The 23207-nt window shown below is 63.5% G+C and carries 23 protein-coding genes; 8 read left to right on the forward strand and 15 right to left on the reverse strand.

Annotated elements, in window-relative coordinates; genetic code table 11:
• Window positions 1-25: 25 nt before the first annotated feature.
• Entirely contained in the window at window positions 26-775 is a 750-nt protein-coding gene (locus FA04_RS16460; RefSeq protein ID WP_089044351.1) for a F0F1 ATP synthase subunit A, read from the reverse strand.
• A gap of 330 nt (window positions 776-1105) precedes the next feature.
• Entirely contained in the window at window positions 1106-2011 is a 906-nt protein-coding gene (locus tag FA04_RS16465; RefSeq protein ID WP_034802488.1) for an aminoglycoside phosphotransferase family protein, read from the reverse strand.
• 41 nt (window positions 2012-2052) lie between these two features.
• On the opposite strand from FA04_RS16465, the gene FA04_RS35215 reads away from it, so the two are divergent.
• Both FA04_RS35215 and FA04_RS16470 read left to right on the forward strand, forming a co-directional pair.
• Window positions 2053-2214, forward strand: a complete 162-nt coding sequence (locus tag FA04_RS35215) for a hypothetical protein (protein WP_156553009.1) — start codon at window positions 2053-2055, stop codon at window positions 2212-2214.
• 81 nt (window positions 2215-2295) lie between these two features.
• Window positions 2296-3210: a DUF6030 family protein gene (locus tag FA04_RS16470; protein ID WP_051659628.1), complete on the forward strand. Its 915-nt coding sequence runs from the start codon at window positions 2296-2298 to the stop codon at window positions 3208-3210.
• Between the two features lie 36 nt (window positions 3211-3246).
• Here FA04_RS16470 and FA04_RS16475 read toward each other — a convergent pair whose 3' ends face one another.
• A complete protein-coding gene (locus FA04_RS16475; protein WP_034802493.1) occupies window positions 3247-3678 on the reverse strand; it encodes an Lrp/AsnC family transcriptional regulator in 432 nt (143 codons plus the stop codon).
• A gap of 125 nt (window positions 3679-3803) precedes the next feature.
• Between FA04_RS16475 and FA04_RS16480 the strand changes: the two genes are divergently transcribed.
• The gene (locus tag FA04_RS16480) at window positions 3804-4907 is read left to right on the forward strand and encodes a saccharopine dehydrogenase family protein (RefSeq protein WP_034802496.1); all 1104 of its coding nucleotides are present in this window, start codon (window positions 3804-3806) and stop codon (window positions 4905-4907) included.
• 86 nt (window positions 4908-4993) lie between these two features.
• On the opposite strand, the gene FA04_RS16485 is transcribed toward FA04_RS16480, so the two are convergent.
• The 8 genes from FA04_RS16485 to FA04_RS16520 all read right to left on the reverse strand — a co-directional run bounded on the left by FA04_RS16485 (window position 4994) and on the right by FA04_RS16520 (window position 14667).
• A complete protein-coding gene (locus FA04_RS16485; RefSeq protein ID WP_034802500.1) occupies window positions 4994-6421 on the reverse strand; it encodes a mannose-1-phosphate guanylyltransferase/mannose-6-phosphate isomerase in 1428 nt (475 codons plus the stop codon).
• A 178-nt stretch (window positions 6422-6599) separates the two neighbouring features.
• Entirely contained in the window at window positions 6600-7001 is a 402-nt protein-coding gene (locus tag FA04_RS16490) for a F0F1 ATP synthase subunit epsilon (protein ID WP_034803086.1), read from the reverse strand.
• A gap of 120 nt (window positions 7002-7121) precedes the next feature.
• Window positions 7122-8639, reverse strand: a complete 1518-nt coding sequence (gene atpD, locus FA04_RS16495; protein WP_034802502.1) for a F0F1 ATP synthase subunit beta — start codon at window positions 8637-8639, stop codon at window positions 7122-7124.
• 24 nt (window positions 8640-8663) lie between these two features.
• Window positions 8664-9545, reverse strand: a complete 882-nt coding sequence (locus tag FA04_RS16500; RefSeq protein ID WP_034802504.1) for a F0F1 ATP synthase subunit gamma — start codon at window positions 9543-9545, stop codon at window positions 8664-8666.
• Window positions 9546-9572: 27 nt separating this feature from the next.
• The gene (gene atpA / locus FA04_RS16505) at window positions 9573-11102 is read right to left on the reverse strand and encodes a F0F1 ATP synthase subunit alpha (protein ID WP_034802507.1); all 1530 of its coding nucleotides are present in this window, start codon (window positions 11100-11102) and stop codon (window positions 9573-9575) included.
• Window positions 11102-11668, reverse strand: a complete 567-nt coding sequence (locus FA04_RS16510; RefSeq protein ID WP_034802509.1) for a F0F1 ATP synthase subunit delta — start codon at window positions 11666-11668, stop codon at window positions 11102-11104. The genes atpA and FA04_RS16510 overlap by 1 nt, the downstream gene beginning before the upstream one ends.
• A gap of 257 nt (window positions 11669-11925) precedes the next feature.
• Window positions 11926-12312, reverse strand: coding sequence for an AGROH133_08824 family phage infection protein (locus FA04_RS16515; protein WP_034802512.1), 387 nt, complete (start codon window positions 12310-12312; stop codon window positions 11926-11928).
• A 138-nt stretch (window positions 12313-12450) separates the two neighbouring features.
• Complete coding sequence (locus tag FA04_RS16520) at window positions 12451-14667, reverse strand: primosomal protein N' (RefSeq protein ID WP_034802515.1); 2217 nt, start codon at window positions 14665-14667, stop codon at window positions 12451-12453.
• A gap of 179 nt (window positions 14668-14846) precedes the next feature.
• Between FA04_RS16520 and fsa the strand changes: the two genes are divergently transcribed.
• Window positions 14847-15500, forward strand: coding sequence for a fructose-6-phosphate aldolase (fsa, locus tag FA04_RS16525; protein WP_034802519.1), 654 nt, complete (start codon window positions 14847-14849; stop codon window positions 15498-15500).
• A 55-nt stretch (window positions 15501-15555) separates the two neighbouring features.
• Here the strand turns inward: fsa and FA04_RS16530 are convergent, their stop codons facing one another.
• On the reverse strand, window positions 15556-16689 hold the full coding sequence (locus FA04_RS16530) for an AAA family ATPase (RefSeq protein WP_034802522.1): 1134 nt from the start codon (window positions 16687-16689) through the stop codon (window positions 15556-15558).
• 68 nt (window positions 16690-16757) lie between these two features.
• Window positions 16758-17681, reverse strand: coding sequence for a GNAT family N-acetyltransferase (locus FA04_RS16535; RefSeq protein ID WP_034802530.1), 924 nt, complete (start codon window positions 17679-17681; stop codon window positions 16758-16760).
• 135 nt (window positions 17682-17816) lie between these two features.
• On the opposite strand from FA04_RS16535, the gene FA04_RS16540 reads away from it, so the two are divergent.
• Both FA04_RS16540 and FA04_RS16545 read left to right on the forward strand, forming a co-directional pair.
• A complete protein-coding gene (locus FA04_RS16540; RefSeq protein WP_034802532.1) occupies window positions 17817-18752 on the forward strand; it encodes a tyrosine recombinase XerC in 936 nt (311 codons plus the stop codon).
• 99 nt (window positions 18753-18851) lie between these two features.
• Window positions 18852-19937, forward strand: a complete 1086-nt coding sequence (locus FA04_RS16545; protein WP_034802533.1) for a TraB/GumN family protein — start codon at window positions 18852-18854, stop codon at window positions 19935-19937.
• A gap of 44 nt (window positions 19938-19981) precedes the next feature.
• Here the strand turns inward: FA04_RS16545 and FA04_RS16550 are convergent, their stop codons facing one another.
• Entirely contained in the window at window positions 19982-21220 is a 1239-nt protein-coding gene (locus FA04_RS16550) for an MFS transporter (protein WP_034802536.1), read from the reverse strand.
• Window positions 21221-21344: 124 nt separating this feature from the next.
• Between FA04_RS16550 and FA04_RS16555 the strand changes: the two genes are divergently transcribed.
• Window positions 21345-21941: a TetR/AcrR family transcriptional regulator gene (locus tag FA04_RS16555; RefSeq protein ID WP_034802538.1), complete on the forward strand. Its 597-nt coding sequence runs from the start codon at window positions 21345-21347 to the stop codon at window positions 21939-21941.
• On the opposite strand, the gene FA04_RS16560 is transcribed toward FA04_RS16555, so the two are convergent.
• Entirely contained in the window at window positions 21938-22414 is a 477-nt protein-coding gene (locus FA04_RS16560; protein ID WP_034802540.1) for a DUF2867 domain-containing protein, read from the reverse strand. The two genes, FA04_RS16555 and FA04_RS16560, sit on opposite strands and share 4 nt — an antisense overlap.
• 199 nt (window positions 22415-22613) lie before the next feature.
• Here FA04_RS16560 and FA04_RS16565 point away from each other — a divergent pair, with 199 nt between their 5' ends.
• Window positions 22614-23108 (forward strand): acyl-CoA thioesterase, encoded by a 495-nt coding sequence (locus FA04_RS16565; protein WP_034802542.1) that lies wholly within the window; start codon window positions 22614-22616, stop codon window positions 23106-23108.
• The last annotated feature ends 99 nt before the right edge of the window (window positions 23109-23207 follow it).

Here is a 23207-nt window from a genome sequence, read left to right on the forward strand (position 1 = left end):
TGGCGGGGAGCCTCCTTGCCTTATTTCAGTGGCTCGGATGCAGCGCGTCGTTGAGATACATGCAGGTCAGCATGGTGAAGATATAGGCCTGGATCAGGGCCATCAGCAGCTCCAGCCCCGTCAACGCCACCGTCATCAGCAGGGGCATGATCGCCGCCAGAATGCCCAGCGCGCCGAAACCGCTCAAGCCCACGACGAAGCCGGCGAAAACCTTGAGCGTGATATGACCGGCGAGCATGACCGCGAACAGACGGACCGAGTGGCTGACCGGGCGCGACAGGTAGGAGACCACCTCGATCGGGATGATGATCGGTGCCAGGATCAACGGCACGCCTGAGGGCATGAACAGCCTGAGAAAGCCGAGGCCGTGCCGGTAGAGGCCGTAGAGCGTGACCGTCAGGAACACCAGCATCGCCAGCGCGAAGGTGACGGCGATATGGCTCGTTACCGTGAAGGCATAGGGAAACATGCCGATCAGGTTGGCGGTCAGGATGAACATGAACAGCGAGAAGACCAGCGGGAAAAAGCGCATGCCCTTTTCGCCGGCATTGTCGCGCAGTGTTTTCGCCGCAAACTCGTAGAGGATTTCGGCCGCCGATTGCGCCCGGTTCGGCACGAGGCCGCGTCTCCTGGTCGACAGGATCAGGAACAGGCTGGCGATCGCGATCGTCAGCACCATGTAGGCGGCCGAGTTGGTAAAGCTGATCTGGTAGCCGCCGACTTCGGCGATCGGGAAGAGCGACTTGATCTCAAATTGTTCGATGGGTCCGGCCATCATCAACCTCGTGCGTTGGTGACGAAACGTCGGCGGCGCGCGCAGGCGGCCACCTGCGCGCTTCAATATGTTGGGAAAGCGATCGGCGGCCGAGATCGTTCCACGAAACGATGGCTTCCGGCGGGGCAATCGGGCTGCTCGATGAAGGAATTGGTCACGCGGACGTGCCGCGGGCTACGGGGCTGCATGGTACGATCGTCTCCAATATCTCGGTCGAGATAATGGGGCCGTCCCCAGGCGAAACACCGACGCGGGTCGTCCCGCGTGCGCCTGACCTAGAGGCAATTTGCGCCGGGGTCAAGTCGGCGCTTGGCCGCCGCCCAACCGGTCTCAGCCGTAGCGACGGTGATCCGCAAGCACCTCGTCGATCACCACGCGCTGCTTTGCCTTTTCGCTCGCGGGCGCGCCAGTCATGTCGGCAAGGACGATCAGCGCCTTCCACAGGGTCCAGCCGCGGCCGCGCGCCCAGGCGCCGCGATCGAGAGCCATGCCGTCGCGGAAAACCTCGCGGTTCTCGCCGTCGAAAAACGTCCAGGCGATCGCCAGATCGCAGGCCGGATCCCCGACGCCGGAGGTGCCGAAGTCGATGACGCCGCTCAAGCTGCCGTTCTCGACCAGCAGGTTGCCCCAGGCGATATCGCCGTGAAACCAGACAGGCGCTCCTTCGAAAGGCGCGGCAAGTGCGGCCTCCCACACCTCTGCTGCCACTGTCGTATCGACATTGTCCGCAAGCAGCGTGAGCGCCTGACGCGTCTGCGCATCATAGAAGGCGGGCGGTCCGCCGCTATGGAAATTGTGATCGCCGGGCAAGGGTGCCCCGATGGCATCCGCTTGCATCAGCGCGCGCAGGAACCGCGCCAGGTCCTTCGCCACCTGACTGACATCGTCGACCCGCTCGACAGCCAGTGTTTGCCCGGGGAGATAACGATAGACCGACCAGGGCCAGGGAAAACCTTCTCCCGGCACGCCCTTGCCGAGAGGCACCGGAATGGGCAGCGGCAGTTGCGACGCCAGCAGCGGCAGCCAGCGATGTTCCTTTTCGACCTGCAGAACGTAGTGTTCGGCGCTCGGCAACCGGACGGTCATCCGGTCGCCGAGGCGAAACGTCCGGTTATCCCAGCCGCCCGGGTCGATCGGCCGTACGTCGAGTTCCGACCATTGCGGAAACTGCGCCGCGAGCAGCCGGTGCACCAGTGGTACGTCGATCGAGGGAGTTGCGGATGTCGGCTCTGTCATGACGAACGTACGCCCCGTTTGAATGTCTGCGGACGCAAGCTATGCAATCGCTTCCGGATTTCAACTTTTTAGTTCACGCCGACAACCATTCACCGGCGCGTTGTGCCGAGATGCAACAGTCGCCGCGCGGTTATCGGCGGTTGCATATTGCCGCCGCGACGGATTTCGAGGATGAAGAAAGCTTGGACATCTTGCTAGCCTGAGATCATGGAAACCCGGCAGACCGATCGCCCTTCGCTGGAGGCTCCGCAGCTCATCGCCCATCATCGGGCGGGCGAGGCTGCATGAGCACGGCCAAGGGCAAGACGCCCGCCGGCAAGCCGGCCCGCAGCACCGGTCTGCGCTTCTTCATCGTGGCCCTGCTGCTGATCGTCACCGCCATCGTCGCGACGGCCCTGCTCGCCAACGAGCAGCGCAATCTGAAAAGGGTTCTGCTCGCATTCGGCCTGCCGACGACCTTCCTCGAACGGGGAAAGCCAGACGAGACGACGGGCACGAAGCGCGCGAGGCGCGTGCCACCGCGCATCGCCCTGCCCGCCTGGACCTTCCAGGATCTGCAGACGCCGGAGCAGCCGTTCCTGCGCGCCATCCGCAGCGACCCCAAGGCGCTTTGCGACGAGTTGCGCGACGCCGGCTTTCGGGAACTCGAATGGAAATCGAGCGCCGGCGAACAGGCTCAATGGGAATGCTCCTCGCTCATTTCCTTCCCCCGGCCGGGCGAGGACAAACCCTCCTCGATCTTCATCTTCGTCAAGGGCAGCGGCGAGGAAGAGATCTCATCGTTCCGGGTCAAGCTCAACATCGAGCGCCAGGAGGACAGCCAGGCGGTGACGACGGCGGCGGCGCGCGCGGCATCCGTGTTCCTCGACCACGTGCGCTGGGCGGATGCGGCCAGCGTCACCTTGCAGATCCAGGCGCTGAGGGAATTCGACCTCAAGCGCTTCGGCAGCCGCATCCAGCTCAAGCGTGAATCCGACGAGGAGACGCAGCGCTACAATTTCCTCGCCAATCAACCCGCCCGCGCCCGCCCGAAGAACATTGCCGAACAATATTTCGACCGCAGCAAGTGGCTCGCCTATGGCGATGGCAGCCTGCGCAGTTTCGTTCGGGGACCGAGCGCCTGGAACGCTCCAGCCAAGGTGCCCGACGGAACGGGTAGCAACAAAGAGGAATCCGCGCCGTCCGTTAGCCCACCCTGACGGCCGCGTCGCTTGTCGCTTGAGCCGAAGGACGGCCTAGCGGTCGATCCGCGTCGAGAGGATGATCGACGACAGCGTCCGGTCGACACCGTCGATTTCGCCGATCCGATCGATCAGCAGGTCGAGTTCGCTGATCGACATCGCGGCGACCACGGCGATCAGGTCGAAGCTGCCGCTGACCGAATGCAGCGTCTGGATTTCCCGGATGGCGCTCAGTTCCGGGGTCACGCGCGAGAGCGCCCGCGGCGCAATGGTGATCAGCACATGCGCCTTGACCAGCCCCTTCTCGTAGCTTTCCGAGAGGCGCACGCCATAGCCGGCGATGATGCCTTCGCGCTCCAACCGCTCGATACGGGCCTGCACCGTCGTGCGCGACAGACCAAGCCTTCGGGCAATCGTCGCCGTCGGCATGCGGGCGTTCTCGCTCAAGATGGCGAGAAGCTCGCGATCCTTGTCGGTGATCTGCATTTCGTCTGTCCTGTTGGGCAATCTGCCGAATTTAGATAGGCGATTTAGTCATATTAGCGCTTCAAATCAACGGCCCCTCCCTCGACAATAGAGACACAAACAGTTCTCATACCCCGGGGGAAAGAATGAAGAATATCGTCGTCATCGGAGCAGGCAAGATCGGCTCCACCATCGCTCGCATGCTGGCCCACACCGGCGACTACAGCGTCTGCGTCGCCGACCGCGCCGCCGAGCAGCTGGAACAGGTCGAAAAGCATGCCGCGATCACGACGGCAACCGTCGACATCGGCGACAAGAAGGCGCTCGTCGCCCTTCTCTCCGGCAAGTTCGCCGTGCTCAGCGCCGCTCCGTTCCACCTGACGGTCGCAATCGCCGAAGCCGCTGCCGAAGCCGGCATCCACTACCTGGATCTTACCGAAGACGTCGAATCCACCCGCCAGGTCAAGGCGATCGCCGCCAAGGCGAACACCGCCTTCATCCCCCAGTGCGGCCTCGCACCGGGCTTCATCTCGATCGTCGCCAACGATCTCGCCAGCCGCTTCCAGACGCTGGAAAGCGTGCGCATGCGCGTCGGCGCCCTGCCGCAGTACCCGTCGAACGCTCTGAACTACAACCTCACCTGGAGCACCGACGGCGTCATCAACGAATACATCGAGCCCTGCGAGGCGATCGTTGAGAGCAACCTGATCGAAGTTCCGGCCATGGAAGAACGCGAAGAATTCTCGCTTGATGGCGTCACCTACGAAGCCTTCAACACCTCGGGCGGCCTCGGCACGCTCTGCGAAACGCTGAAGGGCAAGGTCCGCACGCTGAACTACAAGACGATCCGCTACCCGGGTCACGCCGCCATCATGAAGGCGCTGCTGAACGACCTCGGCCTGCGTCACCGCCGCGAAGTCCTCAAGGACATCTTCGAAAATTCGCTGCCGACCACCACCCAGGACGTCGTCGTGATCTTCGTTACCGTTTCGGGCTTCCGCGACGGTCGCCTGATCCAGGAAACCTACGCCAACAAGGTCTATAGCGGCGTCGTTGCCGGTCGCATGCAGAGCGGCATCCAGATCACCACGGCCGGCAGCATCTGCGCCGTGCTCGATCTGCTCGCCGAAGGCAAGATCGCCCAGAAGGGTTTCGTTCGTCAGGAAGACATCGGCCTCGACACCTTCCTCGCCAACCGCTTCGGTCACTACTACGCCCAGAAGGGCGAGAGCGCGCGCGTCGCCGGCTGAGCCAATCAGTCCTGATGCGCCGACTTCAATGCCCGGGTTCAGCCCGGGTATTTTTCGTTTCACGGTCCGCCAACGATGCGATGCGCTTAGTTGCGGCCGAATTCGTCCTCGATGCGAACGGTGTCGTCGTCGCCGAGATAGGAGCCGGTCTGCACCTCGATCAGCTCCAGCGGAATCTTGCCCGGATTGTGCAGCCGGTGCACCGTGCCCTGCGGAATGAACACCGACTCGTTCTCGTGCAGGAGCCGCGTCTCGCCGCCCATGGTGACCTCCGCCGTGCCGCGCACGACGATCCAGTGCTCGGCGCGGTGATGGTGCTTCTGCAGGGAGATTTTCTTGCCGGGCGTCACACGTAGCCGCTTCACCGAGAAGCGCTCGCCGTCGGAAAGCGCGGCCACCGCGCCCCAGGGGCGGTAGGAGGTCGGGTGCACCTCCGTCAGCGCCGCGGTTTTGGGAGAACGCGCCAGCGCCTTGACGATATGGCCGACGCTCTGGCTGTCGTCCAGCCGCCCGACATAGACGGCGTCCTCGCCGGCAATGACGGCCACGTCTTCCAACCCCTGCACCGCCAGGTGAATGTCGCGTGACAGAACCAGCGAGTTGCGGGTGTTCGACACCGTCGCCCGGTCCGTGACGACATTGCCGTCGTCATCCTTGCGCCCGGTCTTCCACACCGCATCCCAGCTTCCGAGATCCGACCAGGGGAAGGACGACGGCACAACGGCTGCATGGTCGGTCTTTTCGAACACGGCGTAGTCGACGGAAATATCCGGAGCGGCTGCGAAGCTCTCGCCGTGCAGCCGGGTGAAATCGAGATCCTTGTAGGCACCTTCGACGGCAGCCTTCGCTGCGTCGAAGACTTCGGGCGCAAAGCGCTTCAACTCGTCGAGAAAGAGCGTCACCGGCAGCATGAACAGGCCGGAGTTCCAGAGATAGCGCCCGGTCGCGATCATCGCCTCGGCTTTCGCCCGATCCGGCTTCTCGACAAAACGCGCCACCCGGTTCGTACCTTCGGCCAGCTCGTCGCCACACTCGATATAGCCGTAACCGGTGGCCGGCTCGGTCGGCGTGATGCCGAAGGTCACCAGCTCTCCCCGCCCGGCGGCCGCCTGCGCTCTCAGGATGCAGTCCTCGTAGAGGACGCCGGCATCGATCTCGTGATCGGAGGCGAGCACCTGCATGATCGCCCCTTCGCCGTAGCGCCCAAGGACTGCAAAGGCGGCGGCCGCAAGGGCCGGTGCGGTGTTGCGCGCCACCGGCTCCAAGAGGATGTCGCCGAGCTCAGCCTCGATCGTACGGGCCTGCTCGGCGACGATGAAGCGAAAGTCGCTGTTGGTGACGACGATGGCCGGCTCGTATCGCGTGCGGTCGCCCACGCGTTCGAGCGTCTGCTGGAACAGCGATCGCTCGGAAAGAATCTGCAGGAACTGCTTGGGCGCGGCTGAGCGCGAGAGCGGCCACAGTCGGGTGCCCTTTCCGCCGGCCATGATGACAGGAACAATCTTCGACGTCATGCCAGCGGTCTCTCTTCCTAGGCTGAACGATGCCGGCTCAGTACAGCAGCTCTAATGAAGAATGGCTAAAGCGGCCGGTCCGGCTGCTATTGGTTACAAGATCGGGCAAAACAGGCAACAAAAAACCCCGCTCGAAGGCGGGGCTTTCTCATTCGCTTCACCCTTCCGGGTGTCCCTTTCAGGCCGGGATCACGATCTCGCCGAGCTTCGTCAGTTCGGCGACGAACTGCTCCAGACGGGTCTTCTTTTCGTCGCCGGCGCCTTCCAGCTCGGCACGAACCGCGTCGATACGGCTTTCGAGAGCCGTGCGGTCGAGTTCATCGACATGAACGGCGGATTCGGCGAGCAGCGTGCAGCCGGTCGGCAGGATGTCGGCAAAGCCGCCAAACACCGCAAAGCGCTCCGTCTTGCCGTCGGCCAGCTTCACCGTGACCACGCCGGGCTTCACCGTCGTCATCGTCGGCGCGTGATTGGCCATCACGGTCATCTCGCCCTCGGTCGCCGGAATGACGACTTCCGTCACCTTTTCGGAGACGAGCAGGCGCTCGGGGGAAACAAGCTCAAAGTTGAAATCGGCCATGACCATTCACTTCTTGTGGGCGCGCCACCTGAGAGGCGGCTGTGCATGTCTTCCCTATCCTTGCGAAAGGACAGGATGAAAGCCTCGGCGCTTGTGCAGCGCCGAGGCTTAACAGTGCTATCAAGCGGCTTCGGCAGCCAGCTTCTTGGCCTTTTCAATCGCTTCTTCGATCGAGCCAACCATGTAGAAGGCAGCTTCCGGCAGGTGGTCGTACTCGCCGTTGACCAGGCCCTTGAAGCCCTTGATCGTGTCTTCGAGAGCGACGAGCTTGCCCGGCGAACCCGTGAAGACTTCGGCGACGAAGAACGGCTGCGACAGGAAGCGTTCGATCTTACGAGCGCGGGCAACGGCCAGCTTGTCTTCTTCAGACAGTTCGTCCATGCCCAGGATGGCGATGATGTCCTGGAGCGCCTTGTAGCGCTGCAGGGTCGTCTGCACCTTACGCGACACTTCGTAGTGCTCTTCGCCGACGATCATCGGGTCGAGCATGCGCGAGGTCGAGTCGAGCGGGTCAACGGCCGGGTAGATACCCTTTTCGGCGATCGAGCGCGACAGAACGGTCGTTGCGTCCAGGTGGGCGAACGAGGTTGCCGGTGCCGGGTCGGTCAAGTCGTCGGCCGGAACGTAGATGGCCTGAACCGAGGTGATCGAGCCCTTGGTCGTCGTGGTGATGCGTTCCTGCATCTGACCCATGTCGGTCGCCAGCGTCGGCTGGTAACCCACGGCCGACGGAATACGGCCGAGCAGAGCCGACACTTCGGAACCTGCCTGGGTGAAGCGGAAGATGTTGTCGACGAAGAACAGAACGTCCTGGCCCTTGTCGCGGAAGTCTTCAGCGATCGTCAGACCCGTCAGAGCGACACGAGCGCGGGCGCCCGGCGGTTCGTTCATCTGGCCGTACACGAGGGCAGCCTTGGAGCCTGCGCCACCGCCGTGCTTGTTAACGCCGGACTCGATCATTTCGTGGTAAAGGTCGTTGCCTTCGCGGGTACGTTCACCCACGCCTGCAAACACCGAGTAACCACCGTGCGCCTTGGCGACGTTGTTGATCAGTTCCATGATGAGAACGGTCTTGCCGACGCCTGCGCCGCCGAAGAGGCCGATCTTGCCGCCCTTTGCGTAAGGAGCGAGAAGGTCGACGACCTTGATGCCGGTGACGAGGATCTGCGCTTCCGTCGACTGCTCGACGTAGGACGGCGCTTCCTGGTGGATGGCGCGCTTGCCCGAGGTGACGAGCGGGCCCGCTTCGTCAACCGGCTCGCCGATGACGTTCATGATGCGGCCGAGCGTTTCGTCGCCAACCGGAACCGTGATCGGTGCGCCGGTGTCGGTGACCGACTGGCCGCGGACGAGACCTTCGGTCGAGTCCATGGCGATCGTACGGACGGCGTTTTCGCCGAGGTGCTGTGCGACTTCGAGAACGAGGCGGTTACCGTTGTTGTCGGTTTCCAGCGCGTTCAGGATCTGCGGAAGCTGGCCTTCATCGAACGCGACGTCGACGACGGCGCCGATGACCTGCGTTACGCGACCGACAGCGCCGGTTGCGGCTGCTGCTGCGGTCTTGGCGGAAGCTGCCTTCCTCGGTGCAGCGGGCTTCTTCTCCGCTGCGGTTTCTTTCGGGGTAGCTGCCTTAGCCATAATCCTTACCCTCTTCTCGTGACCTTAGAGCGCTTCCGCGCCCGAGATGATTTCAATGAGTTCCTTGGTGATCTGAGCCTGGCGCTGACGGTTGTAGTTCAGCGTCAGCTTGTTGATCATCTCACCAGCATTGCGCGTCGCGTTATCCATCGCGCTCATCTTGGCGCCCATTTCGCCGGCGACGTTCTCGAGCAAGGCCCGGAAGATCTGCACCGAAATGTTGCGCGGAATGAGATCGCTGAGGATCGCGCCCGCGTCCGGCTCATATTCGTAGACAGCCGAAGCATCCGATGCTTCCGCTGCGACCGGGCCGGCCGAAGCGGGGATCAGCTGCTGAGCCGTCGGAATCTGGGCGATAACGGACTTGAACTCAGAATAGAACAGCGTGCAGACATCGAACTCGCCCTTTTCGAAGAGCGCGATGATCTTGTGGCCAATCTGGTCGGCGTTTTCAAAGCCGATCTTCTTGACCTCACGCAGGTCGACACGATCGATGATCAGCGACGCGTATTCGCGGCGCAGAATATCGAAGCCCTTCTTGCCGACGCAGATGATCTTGACCGTCTTGCCGGCTGCAAGCAGCTTGCGAACGTGGTCACGGGCATGACGGGCGATCTGCGAGTTGAAGCCGCCGCAAAGGCCGCGTTCAGCCGTGCAGACGACCAGAAGGTGCGTATCGTCCTTGCCGGTTCCGGTCATCAGCGCAGGCGCGCTGTCGTCCGCGCCAACCGCCTGGGCGATGTTGGCGAGAACGGCAGCCATACGCTGCGAGTAAGGCCGGGCGGCCTCGGCCGCCTCCTGCGCGCGCCGAAGCTTCGCCGCGGCGACCATTTTCATCGCCTTGGTGATCTTCTGCGTCGCCTTGACGGAGGCGATCCGGTTCTTCAGATCCTTAAGTGAAGGCATCCGTTATCCGTCCTAAATGAAATCCGCTCAGGCGAAAGACTTGGCGAAGCTGTCGATTGCAGCCTTCAGCTTGCCCTTGACGTCGTCGGAGATCGCCTTGTCCTTGCGGATGGTTTCCAGGATGTCCTTGCCTTCCGAACGCATGTACGAAAGCAGGCCCTGCTCGAACTTGCCGACCTGGTTGACCGGCAGCTTGTCGAGGTAACCGTTGACGCCTGCGAAGATGACAGCGACCTGTTCTTCCGTCTTCAGCGGCGAGAACTGCGGCTGCTTCAGGAGTTCGGTCAGGCGGGCACCGCGGTTCAGCAGGCGCTGCGTAGCGGCGTCGAGGTCCGAGCCGAACTGCGCAAAGGCGGCCATTTCGCGATACTGGGCGAGTTCGCCCTTGATCGAGCCGGCAACCTGCTTCATCGCCTTGATCTGCGCAGCCGAGCCGACGCGCGAAACCGACAGACCGACGTTAACGGCCGGACGGATGCCCTGGTAGAACAGGTCGGTTTCGAGGAAGATCTGGCCGTCGGTGATCGAGATCACGTTGGTCGGGATGAACGCCGAAACGTCGTTACCCTGCGTTTCGATGACCGGCAGAGCCGTCAGCGAGCCAGCGCCCATGTCGTCGTTCAGCTTTGCAGCGCGCTCGAGCAGACGGGAGTGCAGGTAGAAAACGTCGCCGGGGTAAGCTTCGCGGCCCGGCGGGCGGCGCAGCAGGAGCGACATCTGGCGGTAGGAAACAGCCTGCTTCGACAGGTCGTCGTAGCCGATCAGGGCATGCTTACCGTTGTCACGGAAGTATTCGCCCATCGCGCAACCGGCGAACGGTGCGAGGTACTGCATCGGAGCCGGGTCGGAAGCGGTCGCAGCAACGATGATCGAGTACTGCAGAGCGCCACGCTCTTCCAGAACCTTCACGAACTGGGCAACGGTCGAACGCTTCTGGCCGATTGCGACGTAGACGCAATACAGCTTGTCACCTTCCGGACCATTGTCGTGAATGGCCTTCTGGTTGAGGATCGTGTCGAGGATGATCGCGGTCTTGCCGGTCTGGCGGTCGCCGATGACGAGTTCGCGCTGGCCACGGCCAACCGGGATGAGGGCGTCGATGGCCTTGAGGCCGGTCGACATCGGCTCATGCACCGACTTGCGCGGAATGATGCCCGGAGCCTTGACGTCAACGCGCGAGCGCTGCTTGGCGTTGATCGGGCCCTTGCCGTCGATCGGGTTGCCGAGCGCGTCGACGACGCGGCCGAGCAGTTCCGGACCAACCGGAACGTCCACGATGGCGCCAGTCCGCTTGACGGTGTCGCCTTCCTTGATGTCGCGGTCCGAACCGAAGATAACGACACCGACGTTGTCGGCTTCGAGGTTCAGCGCCATGCCGCGAATTCCACCCGGGAATTCGACCATTTCGCCTGCCTGGACATTGTCGAGGCCGTAGACGCGGGCAATACCGTCACCGACGGAAAGCACCTGACCGACTTCGGAGACTTCTGCTTCCTGGCCGAAATTTTTGATCTGATCTTTGAGAATTGCGGAAATTTCCGCGGCGCGGATATCCATCAGCCGACCTCTTTCAGTGCAAGCTTAAGGGTAGAGAGTTTGGTGCGAAGGGAAGTGTCAATCTGGCGGGACCCGACCTTGACGATCAGACCTCCAAGAATAGACGGGTCGACGGTGACGTTGACCGCCACGTCTTTGCCGGTGACGCTCTTCAGCGTCGCCTTCAATTCAGTTTCCTGCGCCGCGGAGAGCGCATGGGCCGACGTGACGTCGGCGGAAATTTCACCACGATGGCGCGCGGCGATCAGGCGGAACGCCTTGATCATGCCCGGCAGCGCGAAGAGGCGGCGATTGCGGGCAACGACCTTGAGGAAGTTACCGACGAGCCCGGAGATGCCAGCCTTCGCGGCAACTGCCGAAATGGCCTTGAACTGGTCGTCTGCAGAAAAGACCGGGCTGGCGATCAGCCGCTTCAGATCGTCGCTGCCGTCGATCAGGGCCTGGACGCGGGTAAGATCCGCACCGACTGCCTCGACCGAACCGGCGCTGAGCGCGAGTTCAAAAAGCGAGGACGCATATCTTTCTGCAACACCGGAAATAAGCTGGGATGTGTCTGCCACGGGCACAAGCTTCTCTCAATTTCATCCAAGAACTGCGCTGGCGGTGGGCCGTCAACTTAAAATCTTGAATTTGCTGCAATAATTTGCAGGATATCGAGGCCTGGCGACCCACTTCCCCCGCAATTCGCGGTTCGTCTAGCATAGGATGTTTGGACTCGCAACACGCGAAGGGCAGGAATGCGGCATAAGTCGGCCACCTTTGGCCGAATTTTGCCGTAAATTCGGTCCTGCGCTGTGAATCGCGGGGAAGCCCGCAATCGCAATCAGATCATGCCGAAGACATAGGCGAGCGGAAGGATGGCGAGTGCCGCCTGAACGATGAGCGCCGCCCAGTTGTAGAGCGTGCTGCCGTTGTCGCTCATCATCGAGAGGATTCGGCCGAAGGCGGCGAGCGCAAAGGCCGCGCCGACAGCGAGATAAACCATCGGCTGGGCGAGCAGAATGGCGGCAAGACCGAGCCCCACATGCATGCCGCCCATGGTCGAGCGCGCCTCGGCAAGGCCGCCGCGCCGCCCCTCGGCAATACCGATGCCGGCTGCGCGAAAGGTCAGCCGCGGAGCAAACAGCATGACGACGCCGATCAACGCTGCTACCGCCGCCGCGCAGAAGGCGAGGAACTCGCCGGTTTCCGTCGGAATATAAAACTCCATGCCCGTTCCCGCAGATGAGCCCGTTGTCATGCTGCCCCGTCGTCGGCCGGAGCAATGCGTCCCTGACCTCTAGCGCATGTCGCCCCGGTTGTGAATCGCCCACGGGCTTCAGAATGCGGCGATCACAGGAAACTTGAACTACAGGAAGCTCTGCGGATCGATGTCGAGCTGGACGCTGATCGAGCCGCGCTCCTTGGGACCGGCGGCGATCATCGCCTTGACGAAGGCCTGCATGTCGCTGTTACGCCGGCCATGCACCAGCAGCCGGAAGCGATGCCGCCCGCGCACCAGCGCCAGCGGCGCCTCGGCCGGACCGAGAATACTGATACCCTCGGTGCGGGGGGCGGCCATCCGCAAGCCGCGCGCGTGGCCCTCGGCATCCTGGCGCGTGTCGGCCGAAACAATCAGCGAGGCAAGCCGGCCAAAAGGCGGCAGCAGCGCTTTCTCGCGCTCGGCGATCTCGCGGTCGTAGAAGGCGTCGGCATCGCCGGAAACGATCGCCTGCATCACCGGATGCTGCGGCTGATAGGTCTGCAGCAAGCCGAGGCTTTTGAGACCCGTTCGGCCCGCACGACCCGTCACCTGCGAGAGCAGCTGGAAGGTCCGCTCCGCCGCACGCGGATCGCCGTTCGCAAGACCCAGATCCGCATCGACAATGCCGACCAGTGTCATCAGGGGGAAGTTATGTCCCTTGGCGACGAGTTGCGTGCCGATGACGATATCGGCTTCGCCACGCGTGATGGCTTCAAGCTCCAGCCTCAACCGTTTGACGCCCATCAGGTCGGAAGAAAGCACGATGGTGCGCGCCTCGGGGAAATGCCGCTCCACCTCTTCGGCGATGCGCTCGACCCCCGGCCCGCAGGCCACCAGATGATCGAGCGTGCCGCATTCCGGGCAGGCTTCCGGCGTGCGCTCGGAGTAGCCGCACTGGTGGCACTGGATCTGCCCGCGGAAGCGATGCTCGACGAGCCAGCTCGAACAATCCGGGCACTGGAAGCGATGGCCGCAGACGCGGCAGAGCGTCAGCGGTGCGTAGCCGCGACGATTGAGGAAGAGCAACGCCTGTTCGCCACGCTCGACCGCCTTGCCGACCTGGTTCAAGAGCACCGGCGACAGAAAGCCGCCGCGTGCCGGCGGGTGCTGACGCATGTCGACGACGCCGAGCCGCGGCAGCGCCGCATCGCCGAAACGGGTCGGCAGGTGGATCGGCTTGTAACGGCCGACATCGCCATTGACCCGGCTTTCGAGCGACGGCGTCGCCGAGACGAGCACGACGGGAAAGCCGGTGATGCGACCACGAACGACCGCCATGTCGCGCGCATTGTAGAAGACGCGATCTTCCTGCTTGTAGGCGGGGTCGTGCTCTTCGTCGACGATGATGAGGCCCAGTTCCTCGAAGGGCAGGAACAGCGCCGAGCGGGCGCCGGCCACGACGCGGACGGTGCCTGTCGTCACCTGGCGCCAGACCTTTTCGCGGGTGCGGGGAGCCAAGTCCGAATGCCACTCGGCGGGCTTGGCGCCAAAACGATCCTGGAAGCGCTCGAGGAAGCTCGACGTCAGCGCGATTTCGGGAAGCAGGATCAGCACCTGCTTGCCGGCGCGAAGGGTCGCAGCGATCGCCTCGAAATAGACCTCGGTCTTGCCGGATCCGGTGATGCCGTCGATGAGCGACACCGAGAAGCCGCCCTCCTCTACCGCTGCCAGCAGATCGGCGGCCGCATCCTTCTGCGGGCCTTCGAGCCGGGGCGCGGTGAAATCGGGATCTGGCAAGGCGACGACAGGCGGCGGCGCCATGAAGACGGTCTCGAATACGCCTTGCTGGGTTAGCCCTTCGATCACACTCGATGACGTGCCGGCGGCATGCGCCAGCCCCGAGCGCGTCCAGGAAAAACCGTCACTGGCGGCAGCGATTACGCGCTCGCGCGCAGCCGTCATGCGCTCCGGCCGCATCTCGGTGAGACGCAGTGCCTCCACCATCGGTTCAGGATCGAACGCCGCCGGTGCGCGGAGCGCCATACGCGCCACCAGCCCCGGCGGCGTGACGGTATAGGCGGCCACCCAATCGAGAAAGGTCCGCATGTCGCGCGTCAGCGGCGGGCAGTCGAAAGCCTTCTCGATCGTCTTAAGTTTCTTGGCATCGACGCTCCCGTCATCATCGCCATCCCAGACCACGCCGACGACGAGACGGGGGCCCAGAGGCACCTGCACGATCGAGCCCGGTTCGACCGCCATGCCGTCGGGAACCGCATAGGAATAGGCTTTCGGCGCCGGCAAGGGCACCAGGACCGGCACGACGCGACGGGCCGAAACGGGCCCGAGCAAATCGCCGAATAAATCGGTTGAATCGCGAGTCATTTTGCCGTGACCTTGCCACGTGTTTCGGTTAAAGAAAACTGCGCTGCGAACCGCAGCCTTGCAGGCCGCAGGGTTTGTCACGGTTCCACCAGAGTTTCAACGCGCGCGATCTCTGCCAACGGAATTCCTCCCCGGTAGATATGCGCCGAACGGCAATCGTGCCCCAAGGGAGTGACCCCATGAAATTTTTCGTTGATACCGCCGACGTCAAGGAAATCCGTGAGCTGAACGATCTCGGCCTTCTCGATGGCGTCACCACCAACCCGTCGCTGATCCTGAAGTCGGGCCGTGACATCACGGAAGTCACCAAGGAAATCTGCGGCATCGTCGAAGGCCCGGTTTCGGCTGAAGTGACCGCAACCGAATACGCCGAGATGATGAAGGAAGCCGCCGTTCTCTCGAAGATCGCCGACAACATCTGCATCAAGCTGCCGCTGACGCTCGACGGCCTCAAGGCCTGCAAGGCGCTGACGTCTGACGGTCATCAGACCAACGTGACGCTGTGCTTCTCGGCCAACCAGGCGCTGCTCGCCGCCAAGGCCGGCGCGACCTTCGTCTCGCCTTTCGTCGGCCGCCTCGACGACATCGCGTTTGACGGCATGGACCTGATCCGCGAGATCCGCCACATCTACGACAACTACGGCTACGAGACCGAAATCCTTGCAGCTTCGATCCGCACCGTGAACCACGTCAAGGAAGCCGCCCTCATCGGCGCGGACGTCGTCACCGCACCGCCGGCAACGCTGAAGGCGCTGGTCAAGCACCCGCTGACCGACAAGGGCCTCGAAACCTTCCTGGCCGACTGGGCCAAGACCGGCCAGAAGATCGCCTGATACTTTCAGGAAAGTTCAGAAAGAGCCCGGCCACCGCGCCGGGCTTTTTTGTTGCCTACTCGTCATCGTCCATCAGCCCTGTCAGCCGCATGCCGTCGATCCAGGTGGCGCTGTCCTTGCGGATCACTCGCCGCGGACGAATGCCCGAGCGTTGACGCACTTCCTGCGCCAGCCGCTCCGAATGGGTGACGATCCAGATCTGGCTTTCGCGCGACGCGCTGGCGATCATGTCGGCAAGCGCCGGCAGCATGTCCGGGTGCAGGCTCGTCTCCGGTTCGTTGAGCGCGATGAAGCGCGGCCGGCGATAGGAAAGCAGTGCGGCCGCCAGCGCCAGAAAACGCATCTGGCCGTCGGAAAGCTCGCGCGGCGAAAACGGTCTGTTGGGAAAATCCGGAAAGACCAGCGAAAATTCGGCGAACTGGCCAGGTTCGGGAACATCGAGGTAAGCGCCGCCGAACGCATCGGCAATGGCCCGGTCGAGATCGACCGTGTCCTCGCGCGTGTGGCGGAGCGTTGCAAAGACGGCCGCCATATTGACGCCGGTCTCGTCGAGCATCGGCGCGGTCACCGCAAGGCAGGGCAGCCGCAACGGCGAATCGCGATCGGTGCGGAAGCCGTGAAAGAAGCGCCACTGCTCGACCGCTCGGCGGAAGGTGCCGACCTCCGGATAATGGCCGGCATCGCCGAGCAGCGAGATCGCCGTTTCGGACGTCAGCGCCTGCTCCGGATAATCCTCCATCCGCCCGCGTTCGCCGCGCACGAAGATGCCGGGGCCCACGCGTTTCATCATCGTCACCGGGCGGCGGCCGGTTTCGACCGTCAGTTCCTCTTCCTTGACCTGTGGCTCATAGGCGAACCCGGCCGCAGCCTTCGGCGGACGCAGCCCGGCCTCGATGCGGTAGCGGAAGGTGATGGCCCGCTCCTCGTCCAGAAGCTCGGTTTCGAGCCTTATGCGCGCCGGCTTGTCGGCACGCCGGCGGCCGCTCCAGAGCGCCGACGACATTCCGCCCTCTTCGGCAATCTCGCGCGCCAAAGTGCCCCGCGTGGCGGCTTGCACGAGTTGAAGCGCCCGGTAGAGATTGGACTTGCCGACGCCGTTTTCGCCGATGAACAGGTTGACCCCGGTCAGATCCATGCGGATCGACCTCAGCGAACGGTAGTTTTCGGCAAACATGGATTGAAGCTGCATGGCTCAGACCTAGCCGATCCGCCGCGCGGGGTGAAGCCCGCCAGCGTTTCCGTAAGCCACGACAGTCGCTAGAGCGCGGCCGCCGTTTGCAGCCGGGGCTTGAAGGCCGCGTCGGCATCCAGCGCCAGATCGAAGACCGTGTGTCGTTCGAGCGCCTTCGTCACCTCGCCCGTTTCACCTTCCAGCGCCTCCGGCGGGATGAGGTTGCCGATGCGAAAGTCGAAAAGATCGCCCTTCTTGTTCAGCAGTTCGTGGAACACGGTCATGTCGCGCAGCTCGGTCGACCATTTGGCGAACCAGTAGAACAGGCCGGAATTGCGGGCGCTCATATGCACCGGCAGGATCGGCAGGCCGTATTTGCGCGCAAAGCCCACGGCCGATGTCTTCCATGGCCGCTCGTTGAGACATCCTTCGGCCCAGTAGGCGATGCGTCCCGAGGGGAAGAGCACCGTCGCCTTACCCTCGCCGATCGCCCGGTTGGTCACCTGCAGCGTCTCACGCGCCTTCAGCTTGCTCTTGTGTTCCTCGCGCCATTCGACCGGGATGACCATTTCGACGAAGCGCGGATTGACGCGGATGGCGTCGCGATTGGCGAAGAACATCATGTCCGGCCGCCGGCTCTTCAAGAGGTCGAAAACGGCGATCCCATCGGCAATGCCGGTCGGGTGGTTGCTGACGAGCAGGAAGCCGCCCTTGGCGGGAATGCGCTCGGCCCGGTCGACCCGCACCTCCAGCGAAAGCAGCGAGCTCAGGTGCTCGAAGGCCTGGAATCCCGGCATATTGGCGACGGCATCGGCGAACTCGTGCGCCTTGCGATAGTTCAGCAACGTGTAGAGAAAGGGCCGCATCAGCGGCCATAGCGGGCTCTTGACGATCCGCTGGCCACGCTCGGCGATCAGGGTATCGACGATGTGGCCAGGCTGCCCCTGGGAGACCAGGGTGATTACTTCTGCAAAATGCGCGAATCCGTTCACCGAATCCCGTCCCGCCATAGTCCGATCCGTTTGTTTGCGGCTGACCATCGCAATTCTATATGATCGAAGGATGACAGATTCCAAGGGTGCATTAGCAAAAACCTAAGATGCGTCAGGGCATTGTCGCGGACCGACAAACTCAGGAAAACGACAATGAACGAGTTCCTCGTCATCGGCCATCCCGAGCTACTTGCCGAGCGTCAGCGCTGGCTGGACGGGCTCATGCGGGAGCGCCGCCTCTCCGACAATACCGTCGAGGCCTATGAGCGCGACACCCGGCAATTCCTGACATTTCTCACCGGCCATCTCGCCGGGCCGCCACGGCTTTCCGATATCCGCACGCTGAGGCCGGCCGACCTTCGCGGGTTCCTCGCCCAGCGTCGCAAGGGCGGCGCCGGCGCCCGCACGCTCGGCCGCGGGCTGGCCGGGCTTCGCTCCTTCCTGCGCTATCTCGAACGCAACGGCCTTGCCAATGCGGCCGGTGCGGCTGCGGTGCGTTCGCCCAAACAGCCCAAATCCCTGCCGAAGCCGCTCACCGATCGCGAAGCGCTGAATGTCGTGACGTCCGAGGCGCAACTTGCCGAGGAACCCTGGATCGCGGCGCGCAACGCAGCGGTGCTGACCCTGCTCTACGGCTGCGGCCTGCGCATTTCCGAGGCGCTCGGCCTCACGCCGTCAGCATTTGCCGGCGCGCCCTCGTCGCTGCGCATCGTCGGCAAGGGCGACAAGACCCGCATCGTGCCGCTGATCGAAGCGGCGCGCGAGGCCGTCGCCACCTACTTGAAGCTCTGCCCCTATCCGATCGCGGCCGATGCGCCGCTGTTCCTGGGCGCGCGCGGCGCCAAGCTGCAGCCGGCGATCATCCAGCGCGAAATGCAGAAGCTGCGCGGGGCGCTCGGCCTGCCCGAGACGGCAACGCCGCATGCGCTGCGCCACTCCTTCGCCACCCATCTGCTGGCCGGCGGCGGCGATCTCAGGACCATTCAGGAACTGCTCGGCCATGCCAGCCTGTCGACCACCCAGGTCTATACCGGCGTCGATTCGGCTCGGCTTCTGGAAATCTACGACCGCGCCCACCCGCGCGCCTGATTTTCGGCGAAAGAGCGGATTAACCATGCCCGTTAAGGAAGCCGTGACCGACCCGGGCCTAGGGTCGACTATCGACCATGCGACTGTCAGGGAAGAACGATGACCGCCTTTGCGAGACCTCAGCAAAACCTGCCGCGGCACCTGCTTGCGCGGCTCGCCGATGGCGCACTTTGGCTGGCCGCCCTGCTCCATGTCATGCTCGCCGCCTGCCTCCTCGTCGCTCTCGTCTTCGTCGCCGAGGCTGATGCCACGGAGGTCGAATGTGGCGGCGCGAATGTTCTGACCGCGCTTGCAAAATCCGACCCGACGAAACTGGCCGCACTCGAAGCGGAAGCTGCCGCCATCCCGAACAGCAAGGGCATCTTCTGGAAGATCGAGAAGGACGGTGTCGCGCCGTCCTGGCTGCTTGGCACGATGCATGTCACCGATCCGCGCGTGCTGGCCCTGCCGACTGAGGCGCCCGCCGCCTTTGAGGCAGCCTCGACCGTCATCGTCGAATCGGACGAGATCATCGACGAGAAGAAGTCGGCCGCCGCGATCCTGATGCGGCCCGATCTCACCATGCTTCCGGACAACAAGACGATCGCCGACTTCCTGAAGCCCGACGACCGCGAACAGCTCGAAACAGGCCTCAAGGCACGCGGCATTCCGCTGACCCTGGTTTCCCGCATGAAGCCCTGGATGATCGCGAGCTTCGTCGCGCTGCCCGCCTGCGAAATGAGCCGCAAGGCTGCAGGCGCCTCCTTCCTCGACAAGAAGATCGCCGAGGATGCCGTCAGTCAGGGCAAGAGGCTGAAGGGGCTGGAAACGCTGGTCGAGCAGCTCGCCGCCATGGACTCGCTGCCGACTGAACTGCATCTACGCGCCCTCATCGAGACGCTCGCGCTCGGCAAGACCATCGACGACGTCTTCGCGACGATGACCGATCTCTATCTCGTAGGCGACACCGGCATGATCATGCCGATGATGAAAGCCGTTTCGGACAAGAGCGCCGAGGATTTCGGCTATGCCGATTTCGAGCAGCGCATCATCGTCGACCGCAACAAAACCATGGCGACGCGCGCCGAACCGATCCTCAAGGACGGCGGCGCCTTCATGGCGGTCGGCGCACTGCACCTGCCGGGCAAGGAAGGTCTGGTCGAACTGCTTCGCGCCCAGGGTTTTACGGTCACGCGCGCCAACTGACGGGCCGGCCGTCAGCGAGCGCCCGCCGGCACGACGCTCCCTTCTCAGCCTTGCGCACCGGCACGGGAAACGACCTCGGACGCGCGCGCAGTGGTAGAATCACTCTCGATCCACGACAGACGGCGATAACCCCAGAACGCTGCGGCAAGGATCAAGGCCCCGGCGGCGAGCGCAATGGTGAAGCCGGCCTGAACGCCGAAGCGCGCGACCACGCCGCCTGACACCGCCGCGCCCGCCGCAACACCGATGCCGAGACCGGTGGTCAGCCAGGTCAGCCCTTCCGTCAGCTTCGACGGCGGCACGGCGGTTTCGCCGATGCTCAAGGCGACGATCATCGTCGGCGCAAAGAACACGCCCGAAATGAACATCATCGTCGCAAGGCTGCCGATCCCGTCGGCAAAGAGCAGCGGCAATGTGCTGGCGGCGGTCATGCCCGCACCGATCATGAACAGCTTCGCCAAAGGCAGGCCGATCCGGACCGCACCGAACGCCAGACCGGCGATGCAGGAACCGAGGGCATAGAGGGAGAGCACGAGGCTCGCCGCCGCTGGTCGCCCTTCGGCCTCGGCAAAGGCGACGCTGACCACGTCGATCGTGCCGACAATGATGCCCATGCCGGCAAGCGCGACAATCAGCACGCGCAGCGCCGGGTAACGAAGGACCGAACCGGGCGCCATCGTCTCGGCCGGCTTGACCGGTGGCTCGGTGCCTTTCTGCAGCACGAAGGCGGTGACCCCGATGGCCAGGCATGCCGCAGCCGCCAGCGGTCCGGCCTCGGGAAACAGGCCGACGCTTAAGCCCACGGCGATCGGCGGCCCGACGATGAAGCAGATCTCGTCGAAGACCGATTCGAGCGAAAAGGCGGTCTTCAGCTCCGGACGGCCGCGATAGAGCTCGGTCCATCGCGCCCGGGTCATCGCCGACATGCTGGGCGTGCACCCGGCAAGAATGGCAAAGACGAAGAGTGTCCAATCCGGCGCCCGCCAATGGGTGAAGACGAGGAGAGCCGAGCTGCCGAGAAGACTGAGTGCCGCGGCGACCGGCAGGACGTGGCTCTGGCCGAAGCGATCGACGAGCCGGGAAACCTGCGGCGCCAGCAGCGCCGAGGCCAGCGTGAAGGCGGCGGCCACACCGCCAGCCAGCCCGTAGCTGCCGCGGGACTGGGCCAGCATGGTGATGATGCCGATGCCCATCATCGACAACGGCAACCGTGACACCAATCCCGCCAAGGTGAAGCCCACCGTGCCTTTGGCAGCAAAGATCTGTGCATAGGGATTGGCCATGAAAACTCCTGCAATACATGTCTGAGCGTCGCGTCATTAACATACGCTGCGTATGGCAGTGATATTGACATACGCTTCGCATGTCAATTAACATACGAACCGTATGCAAAAGGAGGAGCTGCAAATGACAAGGCGCGCGCGCAGCGACATGATCGCGGAAACGAAGGCAAAGCTGATCGCCGCCGCCCGGGAAGCGTTCAGGCAACGCGGATATGCGGAGACTTCGATGGACGATTTCACCGCCTTGGCCGGGCTCACGCGTGGCGCGCTCTATCATCATTTCGGCGACAAGAAGGGCCTGCTGCGTGCGGTCGTGGAGACTCTGGACGGCGAGATGGACGCACGGCTCGACGCAGCCTCCGCGACCCCGGTCCCGTGGGACGGTTTCGTGCGCCGCTGCAGGCTGTATCTGGAAATGGCGCTCGAACCGGAAATCCGACAGATCGTGTTGAAGGATGCGCCGGCCGTACTCGGCGCAAGCGTGCTGGAACCGAGCCGGCGCCAATGCCTCGCGTCGCTTGCCACCAGGCTTTCGGCGATGATCGCCGCGGGCGTCGTACGTCCGGGAAATGCCGAGACATTGGCGCGGCTGATCAATGGCGCACTCTCCGATGCGGCGCTCTGGATTGCCGAGGCGGACGATCCGGCCATGCGCCTCACCAGCGCACGCGACAATCTCGACCTGCTTTTGTCCGGACTGAAAATTGAACCCCGGACTTAACCGCCGGGACCTGCCACCCGCGCCAGAAGTGTCGGCACGATCGCCTTGTGAAACGGCGTGACGGCCATGAGGTAAACCCGCCCGAGCGTGTTGTGCCTGCGCACAAGCGTGGTGACGCCGACGATCTGATTGACCGCCGACCCCGCCCGGACATCGACGACGATGCGGAAATCGAGATGCTTGTCATCGAAACCGAGCACCACTTCGTCATCACTCTTCGAAACGACAGGAAACGCCCCGATCAGTCCCAGACGGCTGGACGGCGCCGCCGACTTCAGGCCGATGATCGAGACGATGCGGTTGCGCAGGCGCAGCAACATGCGGACCCATCGTGGCGACCGGCCAAGCGAACGTTCGGCGGCTTCCGCCGCGGTCACGCCCTTGCCATCAAGGGCAAGCTCGAAGCGGTCGGCCCAATCGGCATTCGGTAGATGCCGGCTCGGCAACGATATGGCCACGGCTCTCGGTTTCATCTTTCCTCCTGACGCGCGCGTCGTCTGTCCTTGCAGACATGATCGCGCCCTCCCCCGTGCCTGGACAGAAGACCGCTTGTCGCAGCCCTCGGGCCAATCGTCACATCCCCTCTTCCAGATCCTCCGCCCTCCACCCCTTCCCTTCGCTCCGGCAAGCTGCATAACTCAGGCGGGACGCTGCAAAATCTGGAGATGGACAATGGAAACCAGCTACGACACACGCGAACTCGAGATGGTCGTACTGATGACGCCGGATATGGCGAACTTCAGCGGTAAGGTCCATGGCGGTGCGCTGCTCAATCTCCTCGATCGCGTGGCCTTCTCCTGTGCCTCGCGCTATTCTCAGCAATATGCCGTGACGCTCTCGGTCGACCAGGTCACCTTCCGCCAGCCGATCCATGTCGGCGAGCTCGTCACCTTCCGTGCAGCCGTCAACAATGCCGGCCGCACCTCGATGGAAATCGGCATCCGGGTCGAGGCCGAGAACATCAGGAGCGGCGAGCGCCGCCACACCAATTCCTGCTATTTTACCATGGTCGCCGTCGATGCCGACGGCAGCCCGACTCCGGTTCCGACCCTTGTCACCGACACGGCCGACCGCAAACGCCGGCAGCGCGCTGCCGAGGCCCGGCGCAGCCTGAGGCGCGAGTTCGAGGAGCGTTTCCACGCCCTCAGGTCTGCTTCAGAAGAATGATACGGTCGCTTGGCGACCGGAAACGCCGATAGCGGCAATGCGGGCGCTGACGCCGATAAGGTGAGCAATGGCCACAAGGGCCAGCCGGCACGCAGAAAC

Source organism: Ensifer adhaerens (assembly GCF_000697965.2).
Taxonomy (GTDB): Bacteria; Pseudomonadota; Alphaproteobacteria; order Rhizobiales; family Rhizobiaceae; genus Ensifer; species Ensifer adhaerens.

Bases quoted from the DNA above. Each gene is read 5' to 3' on its own strand.
- FA04_RS16460 (WP_089044351.1), bottom strand. From the start codon at position 775: ATGGCCGGACCCATCGAACAATTTGAGATCAAGTCGCTCTTCCCGATC.
- FA04_RS16465 (WP_034802488.1), bottom strand. From the start codon at position 2,011: ATGACAGAGCCGACATCCGCAACTCCCTCGATCGACGTACCACTGGTG.
- FA04_RS35215 (WP_156553009.1), top strand. From the start codon at position 2,053: ATGCAATCGCTTCCGGATTTCAACTTTTTAGTTCACGCCGACAACCAT.
- FA04_RS16470 (WP_051659628.1), top strand. From the start codon at position 2,296: ATGAGCACGGCCAAGGGCAAGACGCCCGCCGGCAAGCCGGCCCGCAGC.
- FA04_RS16475 (WP_034802493.1), bottom strand. From the start codon at position 3,678: ATGCAGATCACCGACAAGGATCGCGAGCTTCTCGCCATCTTGAGCGAG.
- FA04_RS16480 (WP_034802496.1), top strand. From the start codon at position 3,804: ATGAAGAATATCGTCGTCATCGGAGCAGGCAAGATCGGCTCCACCATC.
- FA04_RS16485 (WP_034802500.1), bottom strand. From the start codon at position 6,421: ATGACGTCGAAGATTGTTCCTGTCATCATGGCCGGCGGAAAGGGCACC.
- FA04_RS16490 (WP_034803086.1), bottom strand. From the start codon at position 7,001: ATGGCCGATTTCAACTTTGAGCTTGTTTCCCCCGAGCGCCTGCTCGTC.
- atpD (WP_034802502.1), bottom strand. From the start codon at position 8,639: ATGGCTAAGGCAGCTACCCCGAAAGAAACCGCAGCGGAGAAGAAGCCC.
- FA04_RS16500 (WP_034802504.1), bottom strand. From the start codon at position 9,545: ATGCCTTCACTTAAGGATCTGAAGAACCGGATCGCCTCCGTCAAGGCG.
- atpA (WP_034802507.1), bottom strand. From the start codon at position 11,102: ATGGATATCCGCGCCGCGGAAATTTCCGCAATTCTCAAAGATCAGATC.
- FA04_RS16515 (WP_034802512.1), bottom strand. From the start codon at position 12,312: ATGGAGTTTTATATTCCGACGGAAACCGGCGAGTTCCTCGCCTTCTGC.
- FA04_RS16520 (WP_034802515.1), bottom strand. From the start codon at position 14,667: ATGACTCGCGATTCAACCGATTTATTCGGCGATTTGCTCGGGCCCGTT.
- fsa (WP_034802519.1), top strand. From the start codon at position 14,847: ATGAAATTTTTCGTTGATACCGCCGACGTCAAGGAAATCCGTGAGCTG.
- FA04_RS16530 (WP_034802522.1), bottom strand. From the start codon at position 16,689: ATGCAGCTTCAATCCATGTTTGCCGAAAACTACCGTTCGCTGAGGTCG.
- FA04_RS16535 (WP_034802530.1), bottom strand. From the start codon at position 17,681: ATGGCGGGACGGGATTCGGTGAACGGATTCGCGCATTTTGCAGAAGTA.
- FA04_RS16540 (WP_034802532.1), top strand. From the start codon at position 17,817: ATGAACGAGTTCCTCGTCATCGGCCATCCCGAGCTACTTGCCGAGCGT.
- FA04_RS16545 (WP_034802533.1), top strand. From the start codon at position 18,852: ATGACCGCCTTTGCGAGACCTCAGCAAAACCTGCCGCGGCACCTGCTT.
- FA04_RS16550 (WP_034802536.1), bottom strand. From the start codon at position 21,220: ATGGCCAATCCCTATGCACAGATCTTTGCTGCCAAAGGCACGGTGGGC.
- FA04_RS16555 (WP_034802538.1), top strand. From the start codon at position 21,345: ATGACAAGGCGCGCGCGCAGCGACATGATCGCGGAAACGAAGGCAAAG.
- FA04_RS16560 (WP_034802540.1), bottom strand. From the start codon at position 22,414: ATGAAACCGAGAGCCGTGGCCATATCGTTGCCGAGCCGGCATCTACCG.
- FA04_RS16565 (WP_034802542.1), top strand. From the start codon at position 22,614: ATGGAAACCAGCTACGACACACGCGAACTCGAGATGGTCGTACTGATG.